Source organism: Rhodococcus sp. JS3073, assembly GCF_026810085.1.
Taxonomy (GTDB): Bacteria; Actinomycetota; Actinomycetes; order Mycobacteriales; family Mycobacteriaceae; genus Rhodococcus_F; species Rhodococcus_F wratislaviensis.
Map to the genome: position 1 here is coordinate 2660981 of NZ_CP113951.1, position 19878 is coordinate 2680858.

Genomic DNA, 19878 nt, shown 5'->3' on the forward strand with positions numbered 1-19878 from the left:
CTGGGGTGGAGTTCACTTGGCGGCCAGCGCTTGTCCGTCGGGGCCGCTGTCGGCGGGGTACGTGCCGTTGGCATACGGGTTGTACTCGTTGGTGTAGACGTCGGCGGGCGTGAGCTTGCCGTCCTCGAGTTCGCCGTTGCGGACCAGCCAGTCGATCCAGGTCTGGATCTCCTTGTCGGTGATCACGCCACCGGGACCCGCCACACCCGGCGACTTCCAGTAGCCGACGAGATCGGTGGTCTCGTTGCGGCCGCGCTTGGTGATGATGTCCTTGAATTTCGCGATCACGTCGTCGCGGGGCGTGGTCTGGGTCCAGCGGATGGCGCGGGCCGTGCCCTGCACGAAGTCGGCGACGGCGTCCTTGTTCTTCGCGATGAAGTCGTTGCGGAACAGCAGCGAACCGTAGGTGAAGGACCCGAAGATGGATTCGTCGGTGAACAGCGGGCGGATACCGCCGCGTTCGACTGCCTTGTCGCGGAACACGCTTCCGAGCGTGCCGACGTCGATCTGACCCTGCCGCAGCGCCTGTTCGGTGTTCACCGGCGGCACGACGGTCAACTCGACCTGCTTGATCTCGTCGGGGGTCAGCCCTTCCCGCGCCAGCCACTCACGCACGAGGAACTCGTGGTGCGCACCGAGCGTGTTCATCCCGACCTTCTTGCCGATCAGGTCACGTGCCGACGTGATCGGGCTTCCGTCGAGCACGTAGTACCCGTTGAACGTCTCCTTGTCGGAGCCGTAGTAGCCGATGACGGACGTGATCGGCGAATCGGCCGCGGCCAGCTTCAGCACCGCACCGTTGAACGCGCCACCGAAGTCGGTCTGCCCCGTGGCGGCATTCTGGATGCTCTGCGGCCCACTGGTCGTGTCGCCGATCCAGTTCAGTTCGACCTTCTGGTAGTAGCCCAGGTCGGCCGCGAGTTCCGGGAACGAGACCTGTCCCGTGGTCCCCTCGTAGCGAAGTACGGTCTTCCCGTCGGCTGTCGTGGTCGTCTCGGAACTGGAGCACCCGACAGCAAGGCTGGTGAACGTGAGAAGGGCGGCCGCTGCGGCCAGAGTCCGCGCGAAACGTGGACGAATCATCGAAGGTCTTCCTAGTGTGTGATGCCCGCGGACGACGAAGCGGCGGGTCGTGCGAGCGCACTCCCGAACCCGCCCGGCGGGTCGCCGAACGGGTGAGCAGGACGTGCGGAAAGAAAAGGGGTGCGAAAAAGCCAGGTCAGCTACGACAGCCGAAACACTGGAACATGGCAGACTCCCTGGACGTGGTGTGGTCGCCACACCATACGTCCGGACCCACCACCAGGGTCAACGGTTACACACACGACGGATTTTATGTCTGGACCGCACGTAGGATATCGGCATGCCCACTGCGACGCTGGTCGACGAATTCGAGTCCCACCGGCCGCATCTGCTCTCCGTGGCGTATCGGCTGACGGGAAGTGTCAGCGATGCGGAGGACGCCGTGCAGGAGTCGTGGCTGCGACTCGACGACGCGAAGGCCGCGAACATCCGCGACCTCCGGCCGTGGCTCACGACGGTGGTCGGGCGGATCTGCCTCGACCGGTTGCGGTCGGCGGCGGTGCGGAGGGAACAGTATGTCGGCCAATGGCTTCCGGAACCCATCGTCACCGGACTGTCGCCGTCGGCCGAGCCGGACCCGCTGGAAGCGGTCGTCCGGGACGAGGACAACCGCCTCGCCGCGCTGATCGTGCTCGACACGCTCACCCCTGCGCAACGGGTCGCGTTCGTGCTGCACGACGGTTTCGGGGTCCCGTTCGACGAGGTGGCCGGGATTCTCGGCATCGAGACGCCCGCGGCGCGTCAGCTCGCGTCGCGGGCCCGCAAGGCCGCTGCCGCAACCACACCCGCCGTTCCCGACGACGAGCATGCCGTCGCCGTGCAGCGACTGCTCGAGGCACTCGCCGCCGGCGACGTCGACGCGGTGATCGCGGCGCTGCACCCGGACGCCCTCGTCATCGGCGACGCCAACGGCACTACGAGCACCGCCGTCAACGTCATCCACGGCGCGGACAAATTCGCCCGCTTCTTCCTCGGCCTCATCAAGCGGTACGGGCCGGCTGTGTTCACCGTCATGCAGCCGGTCCTGGTCAACGGCCAGCTGGGCTTCTTCAGTGCCGCACTCACCGGCGACGATGCCCACCGCAGCTCGCCGCCGCGAGTGGGTGGGTTCACCGTCCGGGACGGACTCGTCTACGCGGCGTACGACATCGCCAATCCGGAGAAGTTCGGCGGAATCAGGATCCCGGACCTTCCTTCGTGACCGCGGCGTCGTCGGCCCACGGCACCCGGCACGAGTCGGTGCCGAAACCCTGCTCCGTGATGCCCAGCGCCGAGTACATCCGGGCGCGCATGTTCTCGATACCGATCTGATAGGACAGTTCTACGACACCGGCCCGGCCGAACCGGCGCTCGAGGTCCGCCACCTGTTCGTCGGTGACCGTGGTGGGCGTCGCCGTCATCGCGTCGGCGTATGCGATGGCCGCGCGCTCGTCCTCGCTGTACGCGGGCGAGTCGGCGTAGTCGGCGATGTGCTGGAGCCGCTCCACGTCCAGGCCGTCGAGGCGTTGCAGCATCGTGCCGAAGTCCACGCACCACGAACAGCCGATCGTCCACGCCACGCGGTAGACGGCGATCTCCCGCACGTTCGCGGGAAGCACGGTCGACGCCTTCTGCACCGCCAGCTCGTGCCGGGCCGACGCGACGAACAGTTTGCGGTGATGGGCGAGCACGGTGAACGGCTCGGGCACCTCGTCGAACTTGTGGGCAGCATATTTGTAGGCGACCTTCACCAGCGGGCTCGCGTCCGCCGGGGCCACTGCGGGAATGCGGGGCATTGCGTCCTCCATCGTCACCGGGCGCCCTTCGCGCGCCGTCTACAGAGAAGACGAGACAGCCCTGCAGAACGTGACGCGGCCGTGTGCAACCCTCGCCGTCACACCGACTACGCTGCAGTAATGCCCGCAACGCCGCGCAACCGCACCGTCCAGCGCTTGCAGCCGTTCGCGTCCACCATCTTTGCCGAGATGACCGCGCTCGCCGTGCGCCACGACGCCATCAACCTCGGTCAGGGTTTCCCCGACACCGACGGTCCCGCGTCCATGCTCGACACCGCGCGCCGAGCCATCGCGGACGGGCTCAACCAGTACCCGCCCGGCCCCGGCATGCCCGTGCTCCGGCACGCGGTCGCGGCCGACCGGCTGGCCCGGTACGGGCTCGACCACGATCCCGACTCGGAGGTGCTGGTCACCGTCGGCGCCACCGAGGCCATCAGCGCCGCCATCCTGGGTCTGGTCGAACCGGGTGAGGAAGTGGTGCTGATCGAGCCGTACTACGACTCCTACGCGGCGTCTGTCGCGCTGGCGGGAGCGGTGCGGCGCAGCGTGCCGCTCGCCCGCTCGGGCACGAAGTTCGTCGTCGACCTCGACGCTCTGCGGGCCGCGATCACCCCGAAGACCCGGATGCTGGTGATCAACACCCCGCACAATCCGACGGGCACCGTGTTCACCCCGGAGGAGATCGCCGCCGTCGCGGAACTGGCCTGCGAGCACGACCTGCTGGTTCTCAGCGACGAGGTGTACGAGCACCTGGTCTTCGACGGCCGAACGCACACCGCACTGGCCACTCTCCCGGGAATGTACGAACGCACCGTCTCGGTGTCGAGCGCCGCCAAGACATTCAATGTCACCGGGTGGAAGATCGGCTGGGCGTGCGGTCCGGCGGAACTGATCGACGCCGTCCGGACCGCGAAGCAGTACATGTCCTTCGTCGGCGGCGGACCGTTCCAGCCCGCGGTGGCACATGCGCTGAGCCACGAGCAGCAGTGGGTGAAGGAACTGCGGGACAGTCTCCAGGCCAAGCGGGACGTGCTGTACGACGCGCTCGTCGCGTCCGGCCTGGAGGTCCATTCTGGTGGCGGCACGTACTACCTGTGCGCCGATATCACCGCGATCGGCGAACACGACGGCATCGACTTCTGCCGCAGGCTCCCGGAGCGCATCGGCGTGGCCGCGGTGCCGGTCAGTGTGTTCACCGACCATCCGCAGCCGTGGAACCCGCTGGTGCGGTTCGCGTTCTGCAAGCAGGATCACGTGCTCGAGGAGGCTGCGCGGCGGCTCCGGACCCTCGGGGAGCCTGGATCGTGACTGTCCGCACGATCCCCGCCGACTTCGTGCGGCGGTCGCTCGAACTGTCGGCGCGCAGTGGGGTCGATCTCTCCCCCGCGCTGACGGCGGCGGGAATCACGGCGGCGTCGCTCGAGGACCCGCTGGCCCGGTTGACGCCGACCCAGGTCACCGCGTTCACCCAGGCGGTCTGGCAGATCACGGGCGACGAATTGTTCGGCCTCGGGCCGGCCCCCGTCCCCCGCGGCACGTTTCGGCTCGTCTGCCTCGCCCTGATCCACACCGCGGATCTGTCCGCCGCCCTCGAGCGGATGGCCGACATCCTGCGCGCCCTGCCGTCACTTCCCGCCCTGCACATCGGCCCCGGTGTCAACGGCGGCACCCGGATGACCATCGACATCCGCCCGGCCGCGGCCGAACGGTCCACCGAGGACGTGCAGTCGTCGATCGAGGCGACGCGGGTGACCACCGACTTCCTGCTGATCCTGCTTCATCGTTTCGCGGCGTGGCTCGTGGGCAAGAGGGTCCGGTTGCTGGCGGTGGAACTGCCGTATCCGGCGCCGCTGCCGCAGCTCGCCGAGAACTACGATCACATCTTCGGCGTTCCGGTGACATTCGATTCCGATATTCCCGCAATCGAATTCGACAACGCGGTGATGCGGGCGCCCATCATCCAGACCGAGGAGACGCTCGAGGACTATCTCCGGGAGTCACCGACGCTGCTGATGTCGGAGCGTGACTACGACAGCACGGCGTCGGCGCAGGTGCGCCGCGTCCTCGAGCTCGGCATGAAAGGCAGGACCTCGACAGCCGAGGACATTGCGGAGATGCTGTCGATCAGCGTCCCCCACCTGCGCCGCCTGCTCCGGCAGGAGGGGACGTCGCTGAACCAGCTGCGGGAGGAAGTGCTCCGGGACGCCGCCGTCGCCGGGCTCCGGCGCGGCGAGACGGTGGAGGACCTGTCGGCGCGGCTCGGCTTCTCCGAGCCCAGCGCGTTCCGTCGCGCCTTCAAACGATGGACCGGCAGCACCCCGAGCTCCTACCGCGGGGCATGACAGCGCGTCAGCTGACGCAGAATTCGTTGCCCTCCGGGTCAGCCATCGTGACCCACTCGCTCGGTCCCTGGCGGCCCCGGTGGAGCACGGTGGCGCCGGCCTGCTCCAGCTTCTCGGCCACCTCGTAGCGGGCGTCCCCGACCCGGATGTCCAGGTGGAGCCGGTTCTTCACCGTCTTCCGTTCGGGAACCAGCTGGAACAGCACGCGGGGGCGCTCCGGGTGTTCCGGATCGCGGATGGCCTGGCCCTCCCGCCAGACCAGGACACCCTCGAACTCGATGGTGTCGGACTCCTGTGCGTGGCCGGCCTGGACGAGCCCGCGGATGAACTCCTCGTTGCTCGGCTCGACCTCCCAGCCGAGCGTCTGGGCCCACCATTTGGCCAGGGTATGCGGGTTCTCCGAGTCCACTGTGACTTGAAATTCATATCCCATGGCCCGACGGTACAGCGGGGCACCGACAGGTCCCGGTGAGCCGGGCCCGGGACCGGCCGGTGTCAGGGTTTGACGAGGATCCGGATGGGATCTCCCTCGTGGTTCGCGAGCTTCTCGATGCCCTTCGCGACGTCTTCGAGCGGGATGATCTCGCTGATCGACCGCGACAGGTCGAGGCGGCCACGGGACACCAGTTCGGCGAGGGTTTCGATGTCCACGTTCTTGTAGCCGAGGTGGCCGAGCACCTGCTTCTGGGACAGACCGAACTGCGCGGTGGTGGTTGCGTCCATGAAGATGGTGTATGAAGCGGTTCCGCATCTGACCGGCGTGTCGTAGCCAACGAAGGTGGCCATCGCGTCACTCTTCGAGAGACCTACCAAAGTCACTCGATGAAGGACCACGCGATGTCCCCATCCTCACCGACGGTCTCGACCCTAACGCCGACCACCGACACGTCACGCTCGATCCACGCCACCCCGAAACCCGCGCCACCGATCCCGCCACCACGCGCACCACCGCAAACCGGCGGGTGGCTGCATCGCCACGCATCCGATTCACACCCGCTCGAGCCTCTCCCGAAGACCGGAACCACGATCCTGGTAGGCCCGGTAGACGGTGCCGGTGGCACGCTCACGCAATATCACATCCTGATCGGCGAGCGAGGGTTCCAGGCCGGTCGAGCCGGACACCCGGCAATACAACTGCTTCCGCCCTGTCGGCCCGAACACTCTCCGGTGCAGATCGACCCAGATTGACGTCGCTATCCTCCCGATCGAAAACTCGCCGACCGGAACCTGTCGCCGGGACGGTAACCGGTCCTCCGACGCGGCCCTCTAGACCCCTCTGGACCCCCACCACGGACATGCTCAGGTTGCCGCCGCCTCGCCGATGCGTATGAACCGACAGTGATAGGAAGTATTAGCCACTACGTCAACAGTTGAGAGCCCGACCGCGACGAGCCGGCCACCGACCGTCAGGCAGTCGAGTGCCTGCTCGAACGTCACCTTCAGGCCGGCCGCATCGAACGCGACGTCCAGCATCCGGCCGTCCGTCGCCTCGGCGACCTTCTCCTTCAGGTTCTCGTCCCGGGAGTCGAACGCGTAATCGGCCCCGAGTTCCAGGGCGCGTTCCCGCACAGCGGGATTGATGTCGAACGCGATCACGGGGACGGCGCCGACCAGACGTGCCAGCTGCACGATGTGGGTGCCGACTCCGCCCACGCCCCACACGCCGACGGTCTCCCCGACCACCACCTTGCCGGTGCGCACGACCGCACCGAACGGCGTCGACACCGCGTCGGCGAGGATCGCCGCCTGCTCGAACGGGACGTTGTCCGGGATGCGGGTCAGTCCCCCGGCCTGCGCCACCGTGTACTCGGCCCACGCGCCGTCGTAGGCGAACGCCATGAGCTGGATGTTCAGGCAGTTCGTGAGGTCCCCGCGGCGACAGTTGCGGCACACGAAGCAGGGCCTGCCCGCGGACGGTACGACGCGGTCCCCCTCGGACCAGTCGGTCACGCCGGCACCGACTTTCGCGATGGTGCCCGACGCCTCGTGCCCCTGGGTCACCTCGGGCAGCAGCGCTGGAAACGTGCCGTCGATCAGACTCAGGTCGGAATGGCAGATGCCGCAGAACTCCACTTTGACGAGCACTTCACCGGGACCGGGTTCTGGAATCGGAACATCCTCCACGGCAATAGTTTTCGTGTCGGCATGGAATCGCTGCGCCCGCATCGTCTCGGCCATCTCTCACCCCTTCGTCGTCGTCGCCTCCGACGGTACCCGCGAAACATGCCCATGTGTGCATGATTCAGACCACTGGGCAACTGCCGATTCAGACCGTCGCGGGCCGCGTCCGGTCGAGGGCGAGGTGAACGGCGAGACCGCCGAGGACGCTTCCCATCACGAGCTTCTGCGCACGCAGCCACACCGGTCGTCCGGACAGGAACGTCGCGACAGTTCCTGCGACGCAGACGATCAGCGCGTTCACGGTGAGCGCGACCACGATCTGGACACTGCCGAGCAGCAGGCTCTGCAACCACACGGGCCCGGCGCCGGGGTGGACGAACTGCGGGATCAGCGCCAGGTACATCACCGCGATCTTCGGATTGAGCAGGTTGGTCGTGAGACCCATCAGGAACAGCCGGGTGGACGAATCCCGGGGCAGCGCCCGGGCGGGCGCGAACGGTGTGTGCCCGCCGGGACGCAACGCCTGCCACGCCAGCCAGCCCAGGTAGCACGCGCCCACCAGCTTCAGCGCGGTGTACGCCTGCGGGACGGCGGAGAACACCGCCGAAATACCCAGTGTCGCAGCTGCCAGATAGCACAGGAATCCGAAAGCGACACCGGCCAGCGAGACCAGTCCCGCCGCCCTGCCCTGAGTGATGCTGCGCGAGACCAGGTACACCATGTTGGGCCCCGGTGTGAGAACCATGCCGAGGGCGATCGCCGCCACTCCGAGTACCGCCGCCGAATCGATCATGTCCGTGACGATCCCACCGCGGCGACGCGCCGTCGCGGTCCAGTCCAGCCTCGGTGGACCTGTGTCCGGGTTGCATTCGTCGACGACCAGTGGGAACGTCGGAAGAGTAAAGCGTTGTCCAATCCGAAAGGGTGAAACACGAGTTATGCGTACGGCCGTAGCCGACAACTACCCCACGAGGGACCGCAACGAGTGCACGATGACCGTCCGTCAGGACCCGGTCACCTGGTCGGACCAGAAACGGGGTGATACCCGGACCGGTCCGCTCACCGCGAATCAGGTTGCCGACTACGACAAACGCGGATATCACTCCGCCGACGCGATCATCCCACCCCGCGACGTGTTCAATCTGGTCGACGAGATGGCCCGCCTCGCCGAGACGGACACGCTGCGCGGCGACGGCCGCGTCGTACGGGAGAACGGCGACGGCGCCGTCCGTTCCGTGTTCGACGTGCACCGTCTCAGCGACGTCGTCGACGAGATCATCCGCCGCCCCGAGGTGGTGGGTATCGCCCGGCAGATCCTCGGTTCGGACGTCTACGTCCACCAGTCGCGACTCAATTTCAAGCCGGGTTTCACCGGCGGACCGTTCTACTGGCACTCCGACTTCGAGACCTGGCACGCCGAGGACGGCATGCCCACTCCTCGCGCCGCAAGTATCTCGATCGCGCTCACCGAGAACTACGGGCACAACGGCGGGCTGATGATCATGCCCGGATCTCACCGCGCGTTCGTCTCGTGCGCCGGCGAGACCCCCGACGACTATTACAAGGAATCGCTGGTCAGCTACGTTCCCCCCACCGGGTCGCCCGATCAGCCGACGCTCACCCGGATGGCGAACGAGTACGGCATCGACATGATGACCGGACCGGCCGGGTCCGCCACCGTGTTCGATTCCAACTGCATGCACGGGTCGAACGGCAACATCACGCCGTTCGCGCGCTCCAACCTCTTCATCGTGTTCAACAGTGCCGAGAACACCCTGACGGATCCGTTTTCGGCGCCCGCGCCGCGCCCCGACTACCTCGGCAGCCGGGATTTCACCCCTTTGCGGTAACGAGCACCATGACGTACCGCGGCCCTGCTCCCTGACGCCGGAGCGGGGCCGCGGTCTGTCGATGCCGCGAAACCCGTAGCCTTCGCGGCACCCTGCATGCGACGATGGCTGGGCACGGTTCGACCGCCCGGCCGGGCGCGGCCGAACCTTCATCTCCCGGAACGGGGAATGATGTTTGCCTACATCGCGCGCACCGTCGTCGCACACCCGTGGCAGGTCATCGCCGCCTGGGTGGTCGCGGCAATAGCCGTCATTCTGTTCGCACCGAGTCTCGACGACTACACCACCGGTAACCAGCAGACGTTCCTGCCCAGTTCATTCGAGTCCTCCGAGGCGCAGGCCGTCGGCAACCAATACTTCCCCAGCCTGTCCGGCGCCACCGGCAGCCTGGTGGTGGTCCGCGCGGACGCCGCCCCGCTGTCGCCGGCCGACCAGCAGACGGCGCTGAATCTCGCGACGTCGCTGCAGAATTCGGCGATCCCTGGTGTGGTGAGCGTGCAGGGGTCGCCTGCGTCGCTGTCCGCCGACGGGAAGGCCGCCGCACTGCAGGTGGTGTTCGACGGACAACCCGGCGACGACCGGGTCAACGACGCCGTGCCGGTCATCCGGGGCGACGCCGAGCAGCAACTGAACGGAACCGGACTGGTGAGCGGGCTGACCGGCAACGCGGCCATTCAAGTCGACACCACCGCCGCATACGACAACGCCGACAAGGTCATCACGATTGCCACGGTGATCGTCATCCTCGCCCTGCTCGGCCTGATCTTCCGCAGCCCCGTCATCGCCGTCCTGCCGGTTCTCGTGATCGGCGTGGTGCTGTCGGTGGTCACCGGACTCACCGCCGTGCTCGCCGATCTGTTCGACTTCCAGGTCAGCACGTCACTGCAATCCATCCTCGTGGTGGTCCTCTTCGGTGTCGGCACCGACTACATCGTCTTCCTGTTGTTCCGCTATCGCGAACGCCTCCGGCAACAGGCCGCGGCAGGGTCCACCACCGACACGCATCGAGAAGCCCTCGTGTTCTCCACCGACGTCGTCGGGCGCGTCGTCGCGTCGTCGGCGCTCACGGTCATCGTCGCGTTCGCCGCACTGCTGCTGGCGAAACTCGGCTCGCTCACCACGCTCGCGCCCGGTCTGATCGTCGCCGTGGTCGTCATGCTGGTGACGGCGTTGACGCTCATCCCCGCCGTGTTCACCGTTCTGGGCCGACACCTGTTCTGGCCGCTCGGACCGGGGCACGACAGCCCCCACACACCGTTCGCCTCGATCGGCACCGCGATCGGGCGGCGCCCAGCCGTCTTCGCCATCGCGGTCGGCGTCGTGTTGATCGCGCTCGCCTCCTTCGCGTCCGGCTACAAGTCGACGTACAACACGCTGGGCGAACTGCCCTCCGACACGCCGTCACAGCAGGCATTCGACACCCTCGACCAATCCTTTCCCGCGGGCGCGCTGAGCCCGACCCAGGTGTACGTCGTGGCTCCCGGGCCGCTCGATCCGGCGTCGCTGACCCCGCTCGTCACTGCTCTCACGCAGGTGCCGGGCGTGTCCTCGGTCGCCCCGCCGCGACCGAGTCAGGACGGTCGCGCCGCGCTCGTCAACGTCGTACTCGCCGACGATCCCTATTCGAACGCGTCCCTCGACCTCGTCGAGGGCCCGATCCGCGATGCAGCTCACAATGCGGTACCCGGTTCGGAAGTCGTTGTGGGAGGGCAGACGTCCACGTTCGTCGACGTCCGCGCGCAACTCGCGGCGGATACGCGCCTCGTGTTCCCCGTCGCCGCAGTCGCGATCGCGCTGATTCTCGCCCTGCTGCTGCTCGCCGTGCTGGCCCCGCTCAACCTGCTGGTGTGCGTGGCACTCACGTTCGTCGCCACCCTCGGCGCCGTCGTGCTCCTGTTCCTGCACGGCCTCGGCTACGACGGGATCGACTTCTCCATTCCGATCGTGCTCTACCTGTTCGTCGTCGCGATCGGCACCGACTACAACATCCTGCTGGCCTCACGACTGCGCGAGGAATTCCGCAACGGGTACACCCCGCGTGAGGCGGCGCGGATCGCCGTCTCCAACGACGCCCCCACCGTGGCCGCCGCCGGTCTGATCCTGGCGCTGACCTTCGCTTCCCTGACCCTCACCGGACTGGCCAACCTCGCCGAACTCGGCTTCGGTGTCGCGATCGGTGTCGCGATCGCCGCCTTCGCGATGGCACCGATACTGGTACCGAGCCTGTCCGCACTCGAACGTCGCGCCTTCTGGTGGCCGAGCAGGCAGAAGGCGACCATCGACACCGGCGACGACCGCGAGCCGGCGGTGCCGCGGTAACTGCCACCGCCGGCCGCGTTGTGCACAGACGCACCACTTCTTTGCAGCCGCACTCCTTTCAGGGCCCGAAACAGTGGGCGACCCAAGACGGGGTGCGTCTGCGCGTACCGCCGCCGGCGGCGGTCGCCGCACGAAAAATGATGAGAACATACGTTCGAATCTCGGGTAGCATGGCGACATGACTTCCGCGGATGCGCGGTATGCGCTCCAGGCTTCACTGTTCGACGACGCGTCGTTCGGTGTCGAACTCGGCGAGCTCGGGCCGACGGTGCAGCGTCGCACGCTCACGGCGGGAGCGTGGGTCGACGTGCGGCCGGGGTGGCTGACCGGTTCCGACGAGCTGTTCACGACGCTCGCGGAGACGGTGCCGTGGAAAGCGGAGCGGCGCCAGATGTACGACCGGGTGGTCGACGTGCCACGCCTCGTCCGGTTCTACCCGGAAGGCGAGCCGCTCCCCGACCCGCTGCTGGTCGCGGCACGCGACGCCCTGAGCAGGTATTACCTGCCCGAGCTGGGCGAGAGGTTCGCCACCTCCGGACTCTGCTTCTACCGCGACGGTTCCGACAGCGTCGCCTGGCACGGCGACGACACCGGCCGGAGCCGCACCGAAGACACCATGGTCGCGATCCTGTCGCTCGGCGCCGCGCGTCCGCTGCTGCTGCGTCCGCGCGGCGGCGGGCACTCGATCCGGTACTCACTCGGCCACGGTGACCTGCTGGTGATGGGTGGTTCCTGCCAGCGCACCTGGGAGCATTGCGTACCGAAGAGCACCCGCCCGCTCGGACCGCGGATCAGCGTGCAGTTCCGCACGAGAGGTGTGCGGTGATCACTTCCGGCGTGCGGCCACTGCCTGGGCGAGGCGGTCCAGCTGCGCCGCCGTCGTGTTCCAGTCGATGCACGCGTCGGTGATGGACTGGCCGTACGTGAGGTCCTCGGCCTTTCCGAGTGTGAGGTCCTGACGACCGGCTTCGATGAAGCTCTCCACCATCACACCGACGATCCCCTTCTCACCGCCCTCGAGCCGGGCCGCGATGTCGTTCAGCACGTCGACCTGCTTCTCGTGGTTCTTGCTGCTGTTGCCGTGGCTGGCATCGATGACGACCCGCTCGGGCAGACCGCCCTTGCGCAGCCGGGCGAGCGTGTCCGCCACCGTCTCCGCGTCGTAATTCGGTCCGTCGCTGCCCCCGCGGAGGATGACGTGGCAGTCGGGGTTGCCGACTGTGCGGATCAGCGCGGCCTGCCCGTCGAGGTCGGTGCCGGGGAACACGTGGCTCGCCGCAGCGGCGCGGGTGCCGTCGACGGCCACCTGCACGTCGCCCTCCGTCGAGTTCTTGATCCCGACGGGCATCGACAGCGCGCTGCACAGCTGCCGGTGCACCTGGCTGGCCGCGGTGCGGGCACCGATCGCGCCGTACGTGACGAGGTCCGCGATGTACTGCGGCATGATCGGGTCGAGGAACTCGCAGCCGACCGGCAGGCCGAGCGAGGACACGTCGAGCAGCAGCTTGCGGCCCATGCGGATCCCGGTGTCGATGTCGAACGTGCCGTCCAGGTGCGGGTCGTTGAGCAGACCCTTCCAGCCGAGCGTGGTGCGCGGCTTCTCGAAGTAGACCCGCATCACGATGTGCAGGTCGTCGCGCAGTTCCTCGGCCTTCGCGGCGAGGCGGCGGGCGTAGTCCATGGCGGCGTCCGGGTCGTGCACCGAGCACGGGCCCACCACGACGAGCAGTCGATCGTCCTCGCCGTTCAGCACGTTCACCGTGTCGGCGCGGCCGGAGCGCACGGTCGCGGACGCGACGTCGTCGGGGGCGTGTTCACGGCGCACGACCGACGGCGCCACCAGCGGGCTGATGCTCACGGTGCGCTGGTCGTCCAGCCGATCACTGCTGGTGGTGGTGTCGAGAGTGACAGTCATGGGTTCGGGTTCCTGTTCTCAGGCCGGCCCTCGAAGACTGTGGAGATTCCCGCGAGCCGGTCTGTAATCCGGCTCTGGGGTGGAAGAAGTCAGCGCGTGGTTACGCCGACCGGCCCACCCGGGGCCGGCCTGCTAAACCAGAAATATGCGCGCTGCATGGCGCCCACAGTAACGGCTGCCCCCGATCGGCGCCACACCTACCCCGGCCCCCTGACATTTGTCACGGTGAGGTCGTGACGGACGTGTCGGGGTCGGCGGCCGTCCGGATCGCACGCTGAATGCATGACATCGACAGAGCTCCACACCTCCACGAACGCCTCCGCGTCGCCGGCTCCGGCCGTCAGCCTGCGAGGCGTCCACAAGTACTTCGGTGACGTTCACGCCGTCCGAGGCCTGGACCTCGAGATCCGGCCCGGCGAGATCGTCGCGTTCCTCGGCCCCAACGGCGCCGGCAAGACCACCACCGTCGACATGGTCCTCGGACTGTCCCGCCCCACCGCCGGCGAGGTATCCGTGTTCGGCACCGATCCGCGCACCGCGATCGCGAAGGGCCTGGTCTCGGCGGTCATGCAGACGGGCGGGCTGCTGAAGGAACTGACGGTCGAGGAGACAGTCCGGCTCACCGCGAGCCTGTTCGCCGACACGCGGCCCGTCGACGAGGTCCTCACCCGGGCCGGTATCGCCGATCTCGGAAACCGCTTGGTGGGCAAGTGTTCCGGCGGTCAGCAGCAGCGACTGCGGTTCGCGATGGCACTGCTCTCCGATCCCGAGCTGCTGATCCTCGACGAGCCGACCACGGGCATGGACGTCGAGGGCAGGCGGGACTTCTGGTCGGCGATCCGCGCCGACGCGGACAGCGGCCGAACGGTCGTCTTCGCGACGCACTATCTCGAGGAGGCCGACGCCTACGCCGACCGGATCGTGCTGGTGCGCAAGGGGAAAGTGGTCGCCGACGGCACCGCTGCCGAGGTGAAGGCACTGGCTGCGGGACGCACGGTGCGCGCCCACTTCCCGGGTGCTGACCGGGAACAGCTGTTCGCGATTCCCGGCGCCGACAGCATCGAAGTTCGCGGTGACAGCGTCCTCGTCCACTCGACGGACACCGACGCCGTGGCCCGCCACCTCCTCACACAGACACCTGCCTGCGACCTCGAAATCGTCTCCCGAGGACTCGAAGACGCGTTCATCGCGCTCACCTCCGACTCCGGCACGGAAGGATCCAACTGATGACCACCCTCACTGCACGCCGCCGTGTTCCCCCGCTCGGCGGACTCAACACCACCCTCCTCGGCCTCGAACTGCGCCGGCTGCTGCGCAATCGGCGCACGATGATCATCACTCTCGTCATGCCGGTCGTCTTCTTCCTCATCTTCGGCCTGAACCCGAGCTACTCGGGTGAGAGCGCGGGCAACGGGAACGTCTCGGCGTACGTGATGATCAGCATGGCGCTGTACGGCGCGATGATCGCGACGACGAGCGGCGGGGCGATGGTGTCGGTGGAACGGGCGTCGGGATGGAGCCGGCAGTTGCGGCTCACCCCCTTGTCCCCCGGGGTGTACATCTTCGTCAAGGTGCTCGTCGCGATGATGCTCGGTCTGGCTGCGGTCGGCGTCGTTTATCTGGTGGGCGCGTTCACGTCCGTCCAGATGGACACGTCCCTGTGGTTCACGACGGCCCTGATCACCTTGCTCGGATCCGCGGTGTTCGCCGCGTTCGGCCTGTTCATGGGGTACCTGCTGCCGAGCGAGAACGTCATGCAGATCCTCGGCCCCGGGCTCGCCGTGCTCGGCTTCGCGGGCGGCCTGTTCATGCCGCTGCAGGACGGTTCGGTGTGGGCGTCGATCGCGCAGTTCATGCCCACGTACGGGCTGAGTCAACTGGTGCACGCACCGCTCACCGGCGATGCGATGCAGTGGACGTGGCTCCTGAACGTCGCGCTGTGGCTGGCGATCTTCGTCGGCGGTGCGGCGTGGCGCTTCCAGCGCGACACCGAGCGAGTGTGACGGCGGTATCGTGACTGCCGTGACCACCCCCGACGGCCCCGTCGTGACCAGACGATGGGGCCGTTTCGGATTCATTTTCGCCGCCGCGTGGACCGTCTTCCTCTTCCAGCCGTTCCTCGACGGGTGGGCCGCCCGCGATCAGGTCCGGGGCTGGATCGGGATGATCGCCACGCTGTCCTTCGCGGTGACGTACCTCGCGATGTTCCGGTGGTCGCATACCCGGCGCGCGCACAACGAGTTTCGGCCACCACTGAACCAGGCGGTACCACTCGTGGTGGCGTTGTTCGGGCTCGCAGCCGTCATGGTGGTCGCCGTCGGGTCTTCGGGGCTGTCCGCCGCCGTCTTCCTCGCCGTCTCCGCGGTCATGCTGTTCCCCGCGTGGCTCGGCGGGATCACCGCGCTGACCGTCGCAGTTCTCGTGGAAGCGATCTCCGCGGTGATGGACTGGGGGTCGGGCACCGGGCTCTCGCTGGGCGTGTGCGCGGCCGCATTCGCGATGTTCGGGGTGACCAAGCTGATCAACCGCAACATCGAACTGGTCCGGGAACGGGAAGCGAGCGAACGACTCGCCGTGCAGGAGGAACGCACCCGGATGGCCCGCGACCTCCACGACATCCTCGGGCACTCCCTCACCGTCATCACCGTCAAGGCCGAACTCGTGGGCCGGCTCCTCGACATCGACATCGACCGGGCGCGCACGGAAGTGGCAGACCTCGAACGCCTTTCCCGCGACGCGCTCGCAGACGTCCGGCAGGCCGTGCAGGGAATCCGGGGGCTGTCGCTTCCGGTGGAGATCGCCCGGGCCGGGGAAGCGTTGCGGTCGGCCGGAATCGAGGCCGAGCTGCCCAACAGCACCGAGTCGGTACCCACCGGCCTGCGCGAGTTGTTCGCGTGGACGGTCCGCGAGGGTGTCACGAACGTGGTCCGGCACAGCGGCGCGACGCACTGCTCCGTCACGGTGGGCGAACGCGAGGTCACCGTCGTCGACGACGGATCCGGCTGCAGTGAATCCGTGCACGGGAACGGGTTGGTGGGCCTGCGGGAGCGCGCCGCCGCCGCCGGAGCCCGGGTCGTCATCACCCATCCGCAACCGGGCGGATTCTCGTTGCACGTGCTGAAGGAAGAGGTCCCGTGACGATCCGGCTGCTGCTCGCCGACGATCAGGCACTCGTCCGTGGCGCCCTCGCCGCCCTCCTCGACCTGGAGGCGGACCTGACGGTCGTCGCGGAGGTCGGGCGCGGCGACGAGGTCGTCGCAGCGGCGCGCGAGCACTCCCCCGACGTCGCGCTCCTCGACGTCGAAATGCCCGGCCTGGACGGGATCGACGCGGCCGCGGCATTACGGGCCGAGATGCCGCAGACCCGCGTCCTGATCGTGACGACGTTCGGCCGTCCCGGCTACCTGCGCAAGGCATTGCAGGCCGGTGCGTCGGGGTTCGTCGTTAAAGACACCCCGGCCCGCCAGCTCGCCGACGCCGTCCGGCGCGTCCATGCCGGACTGCGCGTCGTCGACCCGGCTCTGGCCGCCGACAGTCTCGTCAGCGGGGAATCGCCGCTCACCGACCGGGAGACCGACGTGCTGCGGGCGGCGCGGGACGGTGCGCCGGTCGCCTCGATCGCGGCCGCGCTGTTCCTGTCCGCAGGTACCGTGCGCAACCACCTGTCCTCGGCGATCGGCAAGACCGGCGCCAGCACCCGCGCCGAGGCCGTCCGCGCCGCGGAGTCGAACGGCTGGCTCTAGGCGATTCGCGCCCGTGAGTGCTTGACGAGTCCAGGGACCCCTTAACCGCGCACGGGCCGAAGGCCTATGCTGGCCTTGCAGCTGGTTCGCCCGGCACGGTCGTGAGGAGCCCCGAAGACCGCACCTGGCGTCGAAGCACGTCGGACTCCCCGGAGTTCGCGCGTGTGAGAGGGAACCCGGTGAAAATCCGGGACTGTCCCGCAGCGGTGAGCAGGAACGACCGCCGTCACCACGCACTGGGCAACCGCCTGGGAAGCGACGGCCACTAGGTCCGGTGTGATGTCACACCGGCTGCCTGCGAGTCCGAAGACCTGCCGACTGTGTCGGGCACGCCGTGCCCGACGGTTACCGCCTCGTGGATTGGGCGTGTAGACCTTCTCGCGCTGCAGCACGTCCCTGGGCTCGAGAGGTGTACCCGTTTGCCGGCGGTAGCCGTACCGCGTACGCAACTGGAGATACCGTGACATTTTCTTTCACCGCGACCGTGCTGGGCTCACCTCGCATCGGTCCGAATCGCGAACTGAAGAAGGCCGTCGAGTCGTACTGGGCCGGCCGCCTCGACGCCGAAGGGCTCGACGCTCTCGCCCGGGATCTGCGACGCCGGACCTGGACGAGCCTGCGCGACACCGGCCTCGACTCCGTGCCGGTCAATACGTTCTCGTACTACGACCATGTGCTGGACACCGCGGCGATGCTCGGCGCCCTGCCCGACCGGGTCGCCGGCATCGGCAGCGACCTCGACCGCTACTTCGCCGCCGCCCGCGGCAACGACACGGTCGCCCCGCTCGAAATGACCAAGTGGTTCGACACCAACTACCACTATCTGGTGCCGGAGATCTCCCCGACGACGACGTTCGCCCTCGACCCGTCGAAGGTGCTCCGCGAACTCGAAGAGGCACGCGCCCTGGACATTCCGGCCCGCCCGGTGGTGGTGGGACCGGTCACGTTCCTGCTGTTGTCGAAGGCCGTCGGCTCGGACGCACCCCTCCTCGACCGCCTCGACGAACTCGTCCCGCTGTATGCGGACCTGCTCGGTCAGCTCGCCGACGCGGGCGCCGAGTGGGTGCAGATCGACGAGCCTGCGCTCGTCGCCGACCGCACACCGGAGGAGATCGCGGCGGCCAAGCGGGTCTACAACCGGTTGTCCGCGCTGGAGTCGCGACCGGCGATCCTCGTCGCGTCCTACTTCGGCAGCCTCGGCAACGCACTCCCCGCGATCGCATCGACCGGTGTCGAGGGGATCGCGATCGATCTGGTCGCCGGATCCGACACTCTCGCCACGGTTCCCGATCTGACCCGCAAGCACGTCGTCGCCGGCGTCGTCGACGGACGCAACATCTGGCGCACCGACCTGGACGCGGCACTGGCTTCGCTCGGCACGCTGCTGGGAAGTACCGGTTCGCTCGCCGTGTCGACGTCGTGCTCGCTGCTGCACGTCCCGTACACGCTCGACGCCGAGACCGGCCTCGACAAGGCGCTTCGGTCGTGGCTGGCGTTCGGCACCGAGAAGGTCCGCGAGGTCGTCACGCTCGGCACCGCACTGACCAGCGGTCGCGAGTCCGTCGAAGACGAGTTCGCGCTCGCCCGCGCGGCAGCGTCCACTCGCAGCACGGACCCGCGTCTGCACGACGCCACGGTCCGTGCCCGGCTGGACGCGCTCACCGCGGCCGATCCGGGGCGCAGTCCCGCGGCGGAACGTCGGGAAGCCCAGTCGGCGCTGTCGCTTCCGGTGCTGCCGACCACGACGATCGGCTCCTACCCGCAGACGACGCAGATCCGCGTCGCGCGCGCGGCGCGGCGCAAGGGTGAGATCGACGAGGCCGAGTACCTGAACCGGATGCGCGCCGAGGTCGCCGATGTGGTTGCGCTGCAGGAGAAGCTGGACCTCGACGTGCTGGTGCACGGCGAACCGGAACGCAACGACATGGTGCAGTACTTCGCCGAACAGTTGGACGGGTTCTTCGCGACGGACAACGGCTGGGTGCAGTCGTACGGCAGCCGCTGCGTCCGCCCGCCGATCCTGTACGGCGACGTGCGGCGCAGCACCCCGATGACCGTCGAATGGATCACGTACGCGCAGTCGCTCACGCAGCGTCCGATGAAGGGAATGCTGACCGGTCCGGTGACGATCCTGGCGTGGTCGTTCGTGCGCGACGACCAGCCGCTGGCCGATTCGGCCAACCAGGTGGCGCTGGCGATCCGCGACGAGACGGTGGACCTGCAGGGTGCGGGCATCCGGATCGTCCAGGTGGACGAGCCCGCGCTGCGCGAACTGCTGCCGCTGCGGGCCGCGGATCAGCCGGCCTACCTCGACTGGTCGGTCGGGGCGTTCCGCCTCGCGACGTCGGGTGTCTCGGACTCGACGCAGATCCACACCCACCTCTGCTATTCGGAGTTCGGTGAGGTCATCGAGGCCATCGCGAGACTCGACGCCGACGTCACCTCTATCGAGGCTGCGCGCTCGCACATGGAGGTCCTCGACGACCTCAACGCCGTCGGCTTCGATCTCGGCGTCGGCCCGGGCGTGTACGACATCCACTCGCCGCGGGTGCCCGGTGTCGAGGAGATCGCGGCGTCGTTGCGGGAGGCGCTGAAGGCGGTGTCGGTGGAACGGCTGTGGGTCAACCCCGACTGCGGCCTGAAGACCCGTGGCCCCGCCGAGGTCGAGGCGTCGCTGCGCAACCTCGTCGACGCGGCGAAGCTGGTCCGCGCGGAGCTGTAGGCGGCTCC

General features: G+C 68.0%; 17 protein-coding genes, 2 pseudogenes and 1 riboswitch. Of the genes and pseudogenes, 11 read left to right on the forward strand and 8 right to left on the reverse strand.

Annotated features, from left to right (window positions below; all coding sequences use genetic code 11):
• Window positions 1–12 precede the first annotated feature (12 nt).
• The gene (locus OYT95_RS11915; protein ID WP_037234607.1) at window positions 13–1083 is read right to left on the reverse strand and encodes an ABC transporter substrate-binding protein; all 1071 of its coding nucleotides are present in this window, start codon (window positions 1081–1083) and stop codon (window positions 13–15) included.
• Between the two features lie 280 nt (window positions 1084–1363).
• On the opposite strand from OYT95_RS11915, the gene OYT95_RS11920 reads away from it, so the two are divergent.
• On the forward strand, window positions 1364–2284 hold the full coding sequence (locus OYT95_RS11920) for a sigma-70 family RNA polymerase sigma factor (RefSeq protein WP_037234611.1): 921 nt from the start codon (window positions 1364–1366) through the stop codon (window positions 2282–2284).
• Here the strand turns inward: OYT95_RS11920 and OYT95_RS11925 are convergent.
• A complete protein-coding gene (locus OYT95_RS11925) occupies window positions 2259–2858 on the reverse strand; it encodes a carboxymuconolactone decarboxylase family protein (protein ID WP_112301169.1) in 600 nt (199 codons plus the stop codon). The two genes, OYT95_RS11920 and OYT95_RS11925, sit on opposite strands and share 26 nt — an antisense overlap.
• Window positions 2859–2978: 120 nt before the next feature.
• Here OYT95_RS11925 and OYT95_RS11930 point away from each other — a divergent pair, with 120 nt between their 5' ends.
• Together OYT95_RS11930 and OYT95_RS11935 are read left to right on the forward strand one after the other, a co-directional pair.
• Window positions 2979–4166 carry a pyridoxal phosphate-dependent aminotransferase gene (locus tag OYT95_RS11930; RefSeq protein WP_037234616.1) on the forward strand — a complete coding sequence of 396 codons (1188 nt, stop codon included), beginning with the start codon at window positions 2979–2981 and terminating at the stop codon, window positions 4164–4166.
• The gene (locus OYT95_RS11935; RefSeq protein WP_128639875.1) at window positions 4163–5200 is read left to right on the forward strand and encodes an AraC family transcriptional regulator; all 1038 of its coding nucleotides are present in this window, start codon (window positions 4163–4165) and stop codon (window positions 5198–5200) included. The genes OYT95_RS11930 and OYT95_RS11935 overlap by 4 nt, the downstream gene beginning before the upstream one ends.
• Window positions 5201–5207: 7 nt before the next feature.
• Here the strand turns inward: OYT95_RS11935 and OYT95_RS11940 are convergent, their stop codons facing one another.
• The 5 genes and pseudogenes from OYT95_RS11940 to OYT95_RS11960 all read right to left on the reverse strand — a co-directional run bounded on the left by OYT95_RS11940 (window position 5208) and on the right by OYT95_RS11960 (window position 8114).
• On the reverse strand, window positions 5208–5633 hold the full coding sequence (locus OYT95_RS11940) for a VOC family protein (protein WP_037234622.1): 426 nt from the start codon (window positions 5631–5633) through the stop codon (window positions 5208–5210).
• Window positions 5634–5695: 62 nt separating this feature from the next.
• Window positions 5696–5908 (reverse strand): annotated as a pseudogene (locus OYT95_RS11945) (zinc-binding dehydrogenase); the annotation flags it as partial.
• A 279-nt stretch (window positions 5909–6187) separates the two neighbouring features.
• Entirely contained in the window at window positions 6188–6322 is a 135-nt protein-coding gene (locus OYT95_RS11950) for a hypothetical protein (protein ID WP_255309515.1), read from the reverse strand.
• Window positions 6323–6571: 249 nt separating this feature from the next.
• Window positions 6572–7378, reverse strand: a pseudogene (locus OYT95_RS11955) (zinc-binding dehydrogenase); the annotation flags it as partial.
• An 88-nt stretch (window positions 7379–7466) separates the two neighbouring features.
• Complete coding sequence (locus tag OYT95_RS11960; RefSeq protein ID WP_268791537.1) at window positions 7467–8114, reverse strand: LysE family translocator; 648 nt, start codon at window positions 8112–8114, stop codon at window positions 7467–7469.
• A 145-nt stretch (window positions 8115–8259) separates the two neighbouring features.
• Between OYT95_RS11960 and thpD the strand changes: the two genes are divergently transcribed.
• From thpD to OYT95_RS11975, 3 genes are all read left to right on the forward strand, one after another.
• On the forward strand, window positions 8260–9171 hold the full coding sequence (gene thpD, locus OYT95_RS11965; protein WP_268791538.1) for an ectoine hydroxylase: 912 nt from the start codon (window positions 8260–8262) through the stop codon (window positions 9169–9171).
• Between the two features lie 168 nt (window positions 9172–9339).
• Window positions 9340–11490, forward strand: coding sequence for an MMPL family transporter (locus OYT95_RS11970; protein WP_268791539.1), 2151 nt, complete (start codon window positions 9340–9342; stop codon window positions 11488–11490).
• A gap of 178 nt (window positions 11491–11668) precedes the next feature.
• Complete coding sequence (locus OYT95_RS11975) at window positions 11669–12316, forward strand: alpha-ketoglutarate-dependent dioxygenase AlkB (protein ID WP_037234636.1); 648 nt, start codon at window positions 11669–11671, stop codon at window positions 12314–12316.
• Here the strand turns inward: OYT95_RS11975 and OYT95_RS11980 are convergent, their stop codons facing one another.
• The gene (locus tag OYT95_RS11980; protein WP_037234639.1) at window positions 12317–13405 is read right to left on the reverse strand and encodes a 3-deoxy-7-phosphoheptulonate synthase; all 1089 of its coding nucleotides are present in this window, start codon (window positions 13403–13405) and stop codon (window positions 12317–12319) included.
• Window positions 13406–13687: 282 nt separating this feature from the next.
• On the opposite strand from OYT95_RS11980, the gene OYT95_RS11985 reads away from it, so the two are divergent.
• The 5 genes from OYT95_RS11985 (at window position 13688) to metE (ending at window position 19870) form a co-directional block, all read left to right on the forward strand.
• A complete protein-coding gene (locus tag OYT95_RS11985) occupies window positions 13688–14632 on the forward strand; it encodes an ABC transporter ATP-binding protein (protein WP_268791540.1) in 945 nt (314 codons plus the stop codon).
• Window positions 14632–15408, forward strand: a complete 777-nt coding sequence (locus OYT95_RS11990; protein WP_268791541.1) for an ABC transporter permease — start codon at window positions 14632–14634, stop codon at window positions 15406–15408. Before OYT95_RS11985 ends, OYT95_RS11990 begins: the two co-directional genes overlap by 1 nt.
• A gap of 19 nt (window positions 15409–15427) precedes the next feature.
• Window positions 15428–16543, forward strand: a complete 1116-nt coding sequence (locus tag OYT95_RS11995) for a sensor histidine kinase (protein WP_268791542.1) — start codon at window positions 15428–15430, stop codon at window positions 16541–16543.
• Window positions 16540–17148 (forward strand): response regulator transcription factor, encoded by a 609-nt coding sequence (locus OYT95_RS12000; protein WP_128639883.1) that lies wholly within the window; start codon window positions 16540–16542, stop codon window positions 17146–17148. The genes OYT95_RS11995 and OYT95_RS12000 overlap by 4 nt, the downstream gene beginning before the upstream one ends.
• 120 nt (window positions 17149–17268) lie before the next feature.
• A riboswitch (cobalamin riboswitch) is annotated at window positions 17269–17481 on the forward strand.
• 127 nt (window positions 17482–17608) lie between these two features.
• Entirely contained in the window at window positions 17609–19870 is a 2262-nt protein-coding gene (gene metE / locus OYT95_RS12005) for a 5-methyltetrahydropteroyltriglutamate--homocysteine S-methyltransferase (RefSeq protein ID WP_268791543.1), read from the forward strand.
• The last annotated feature ends 8 nt before the right edge of the window (window positions 19871–19878 follow it).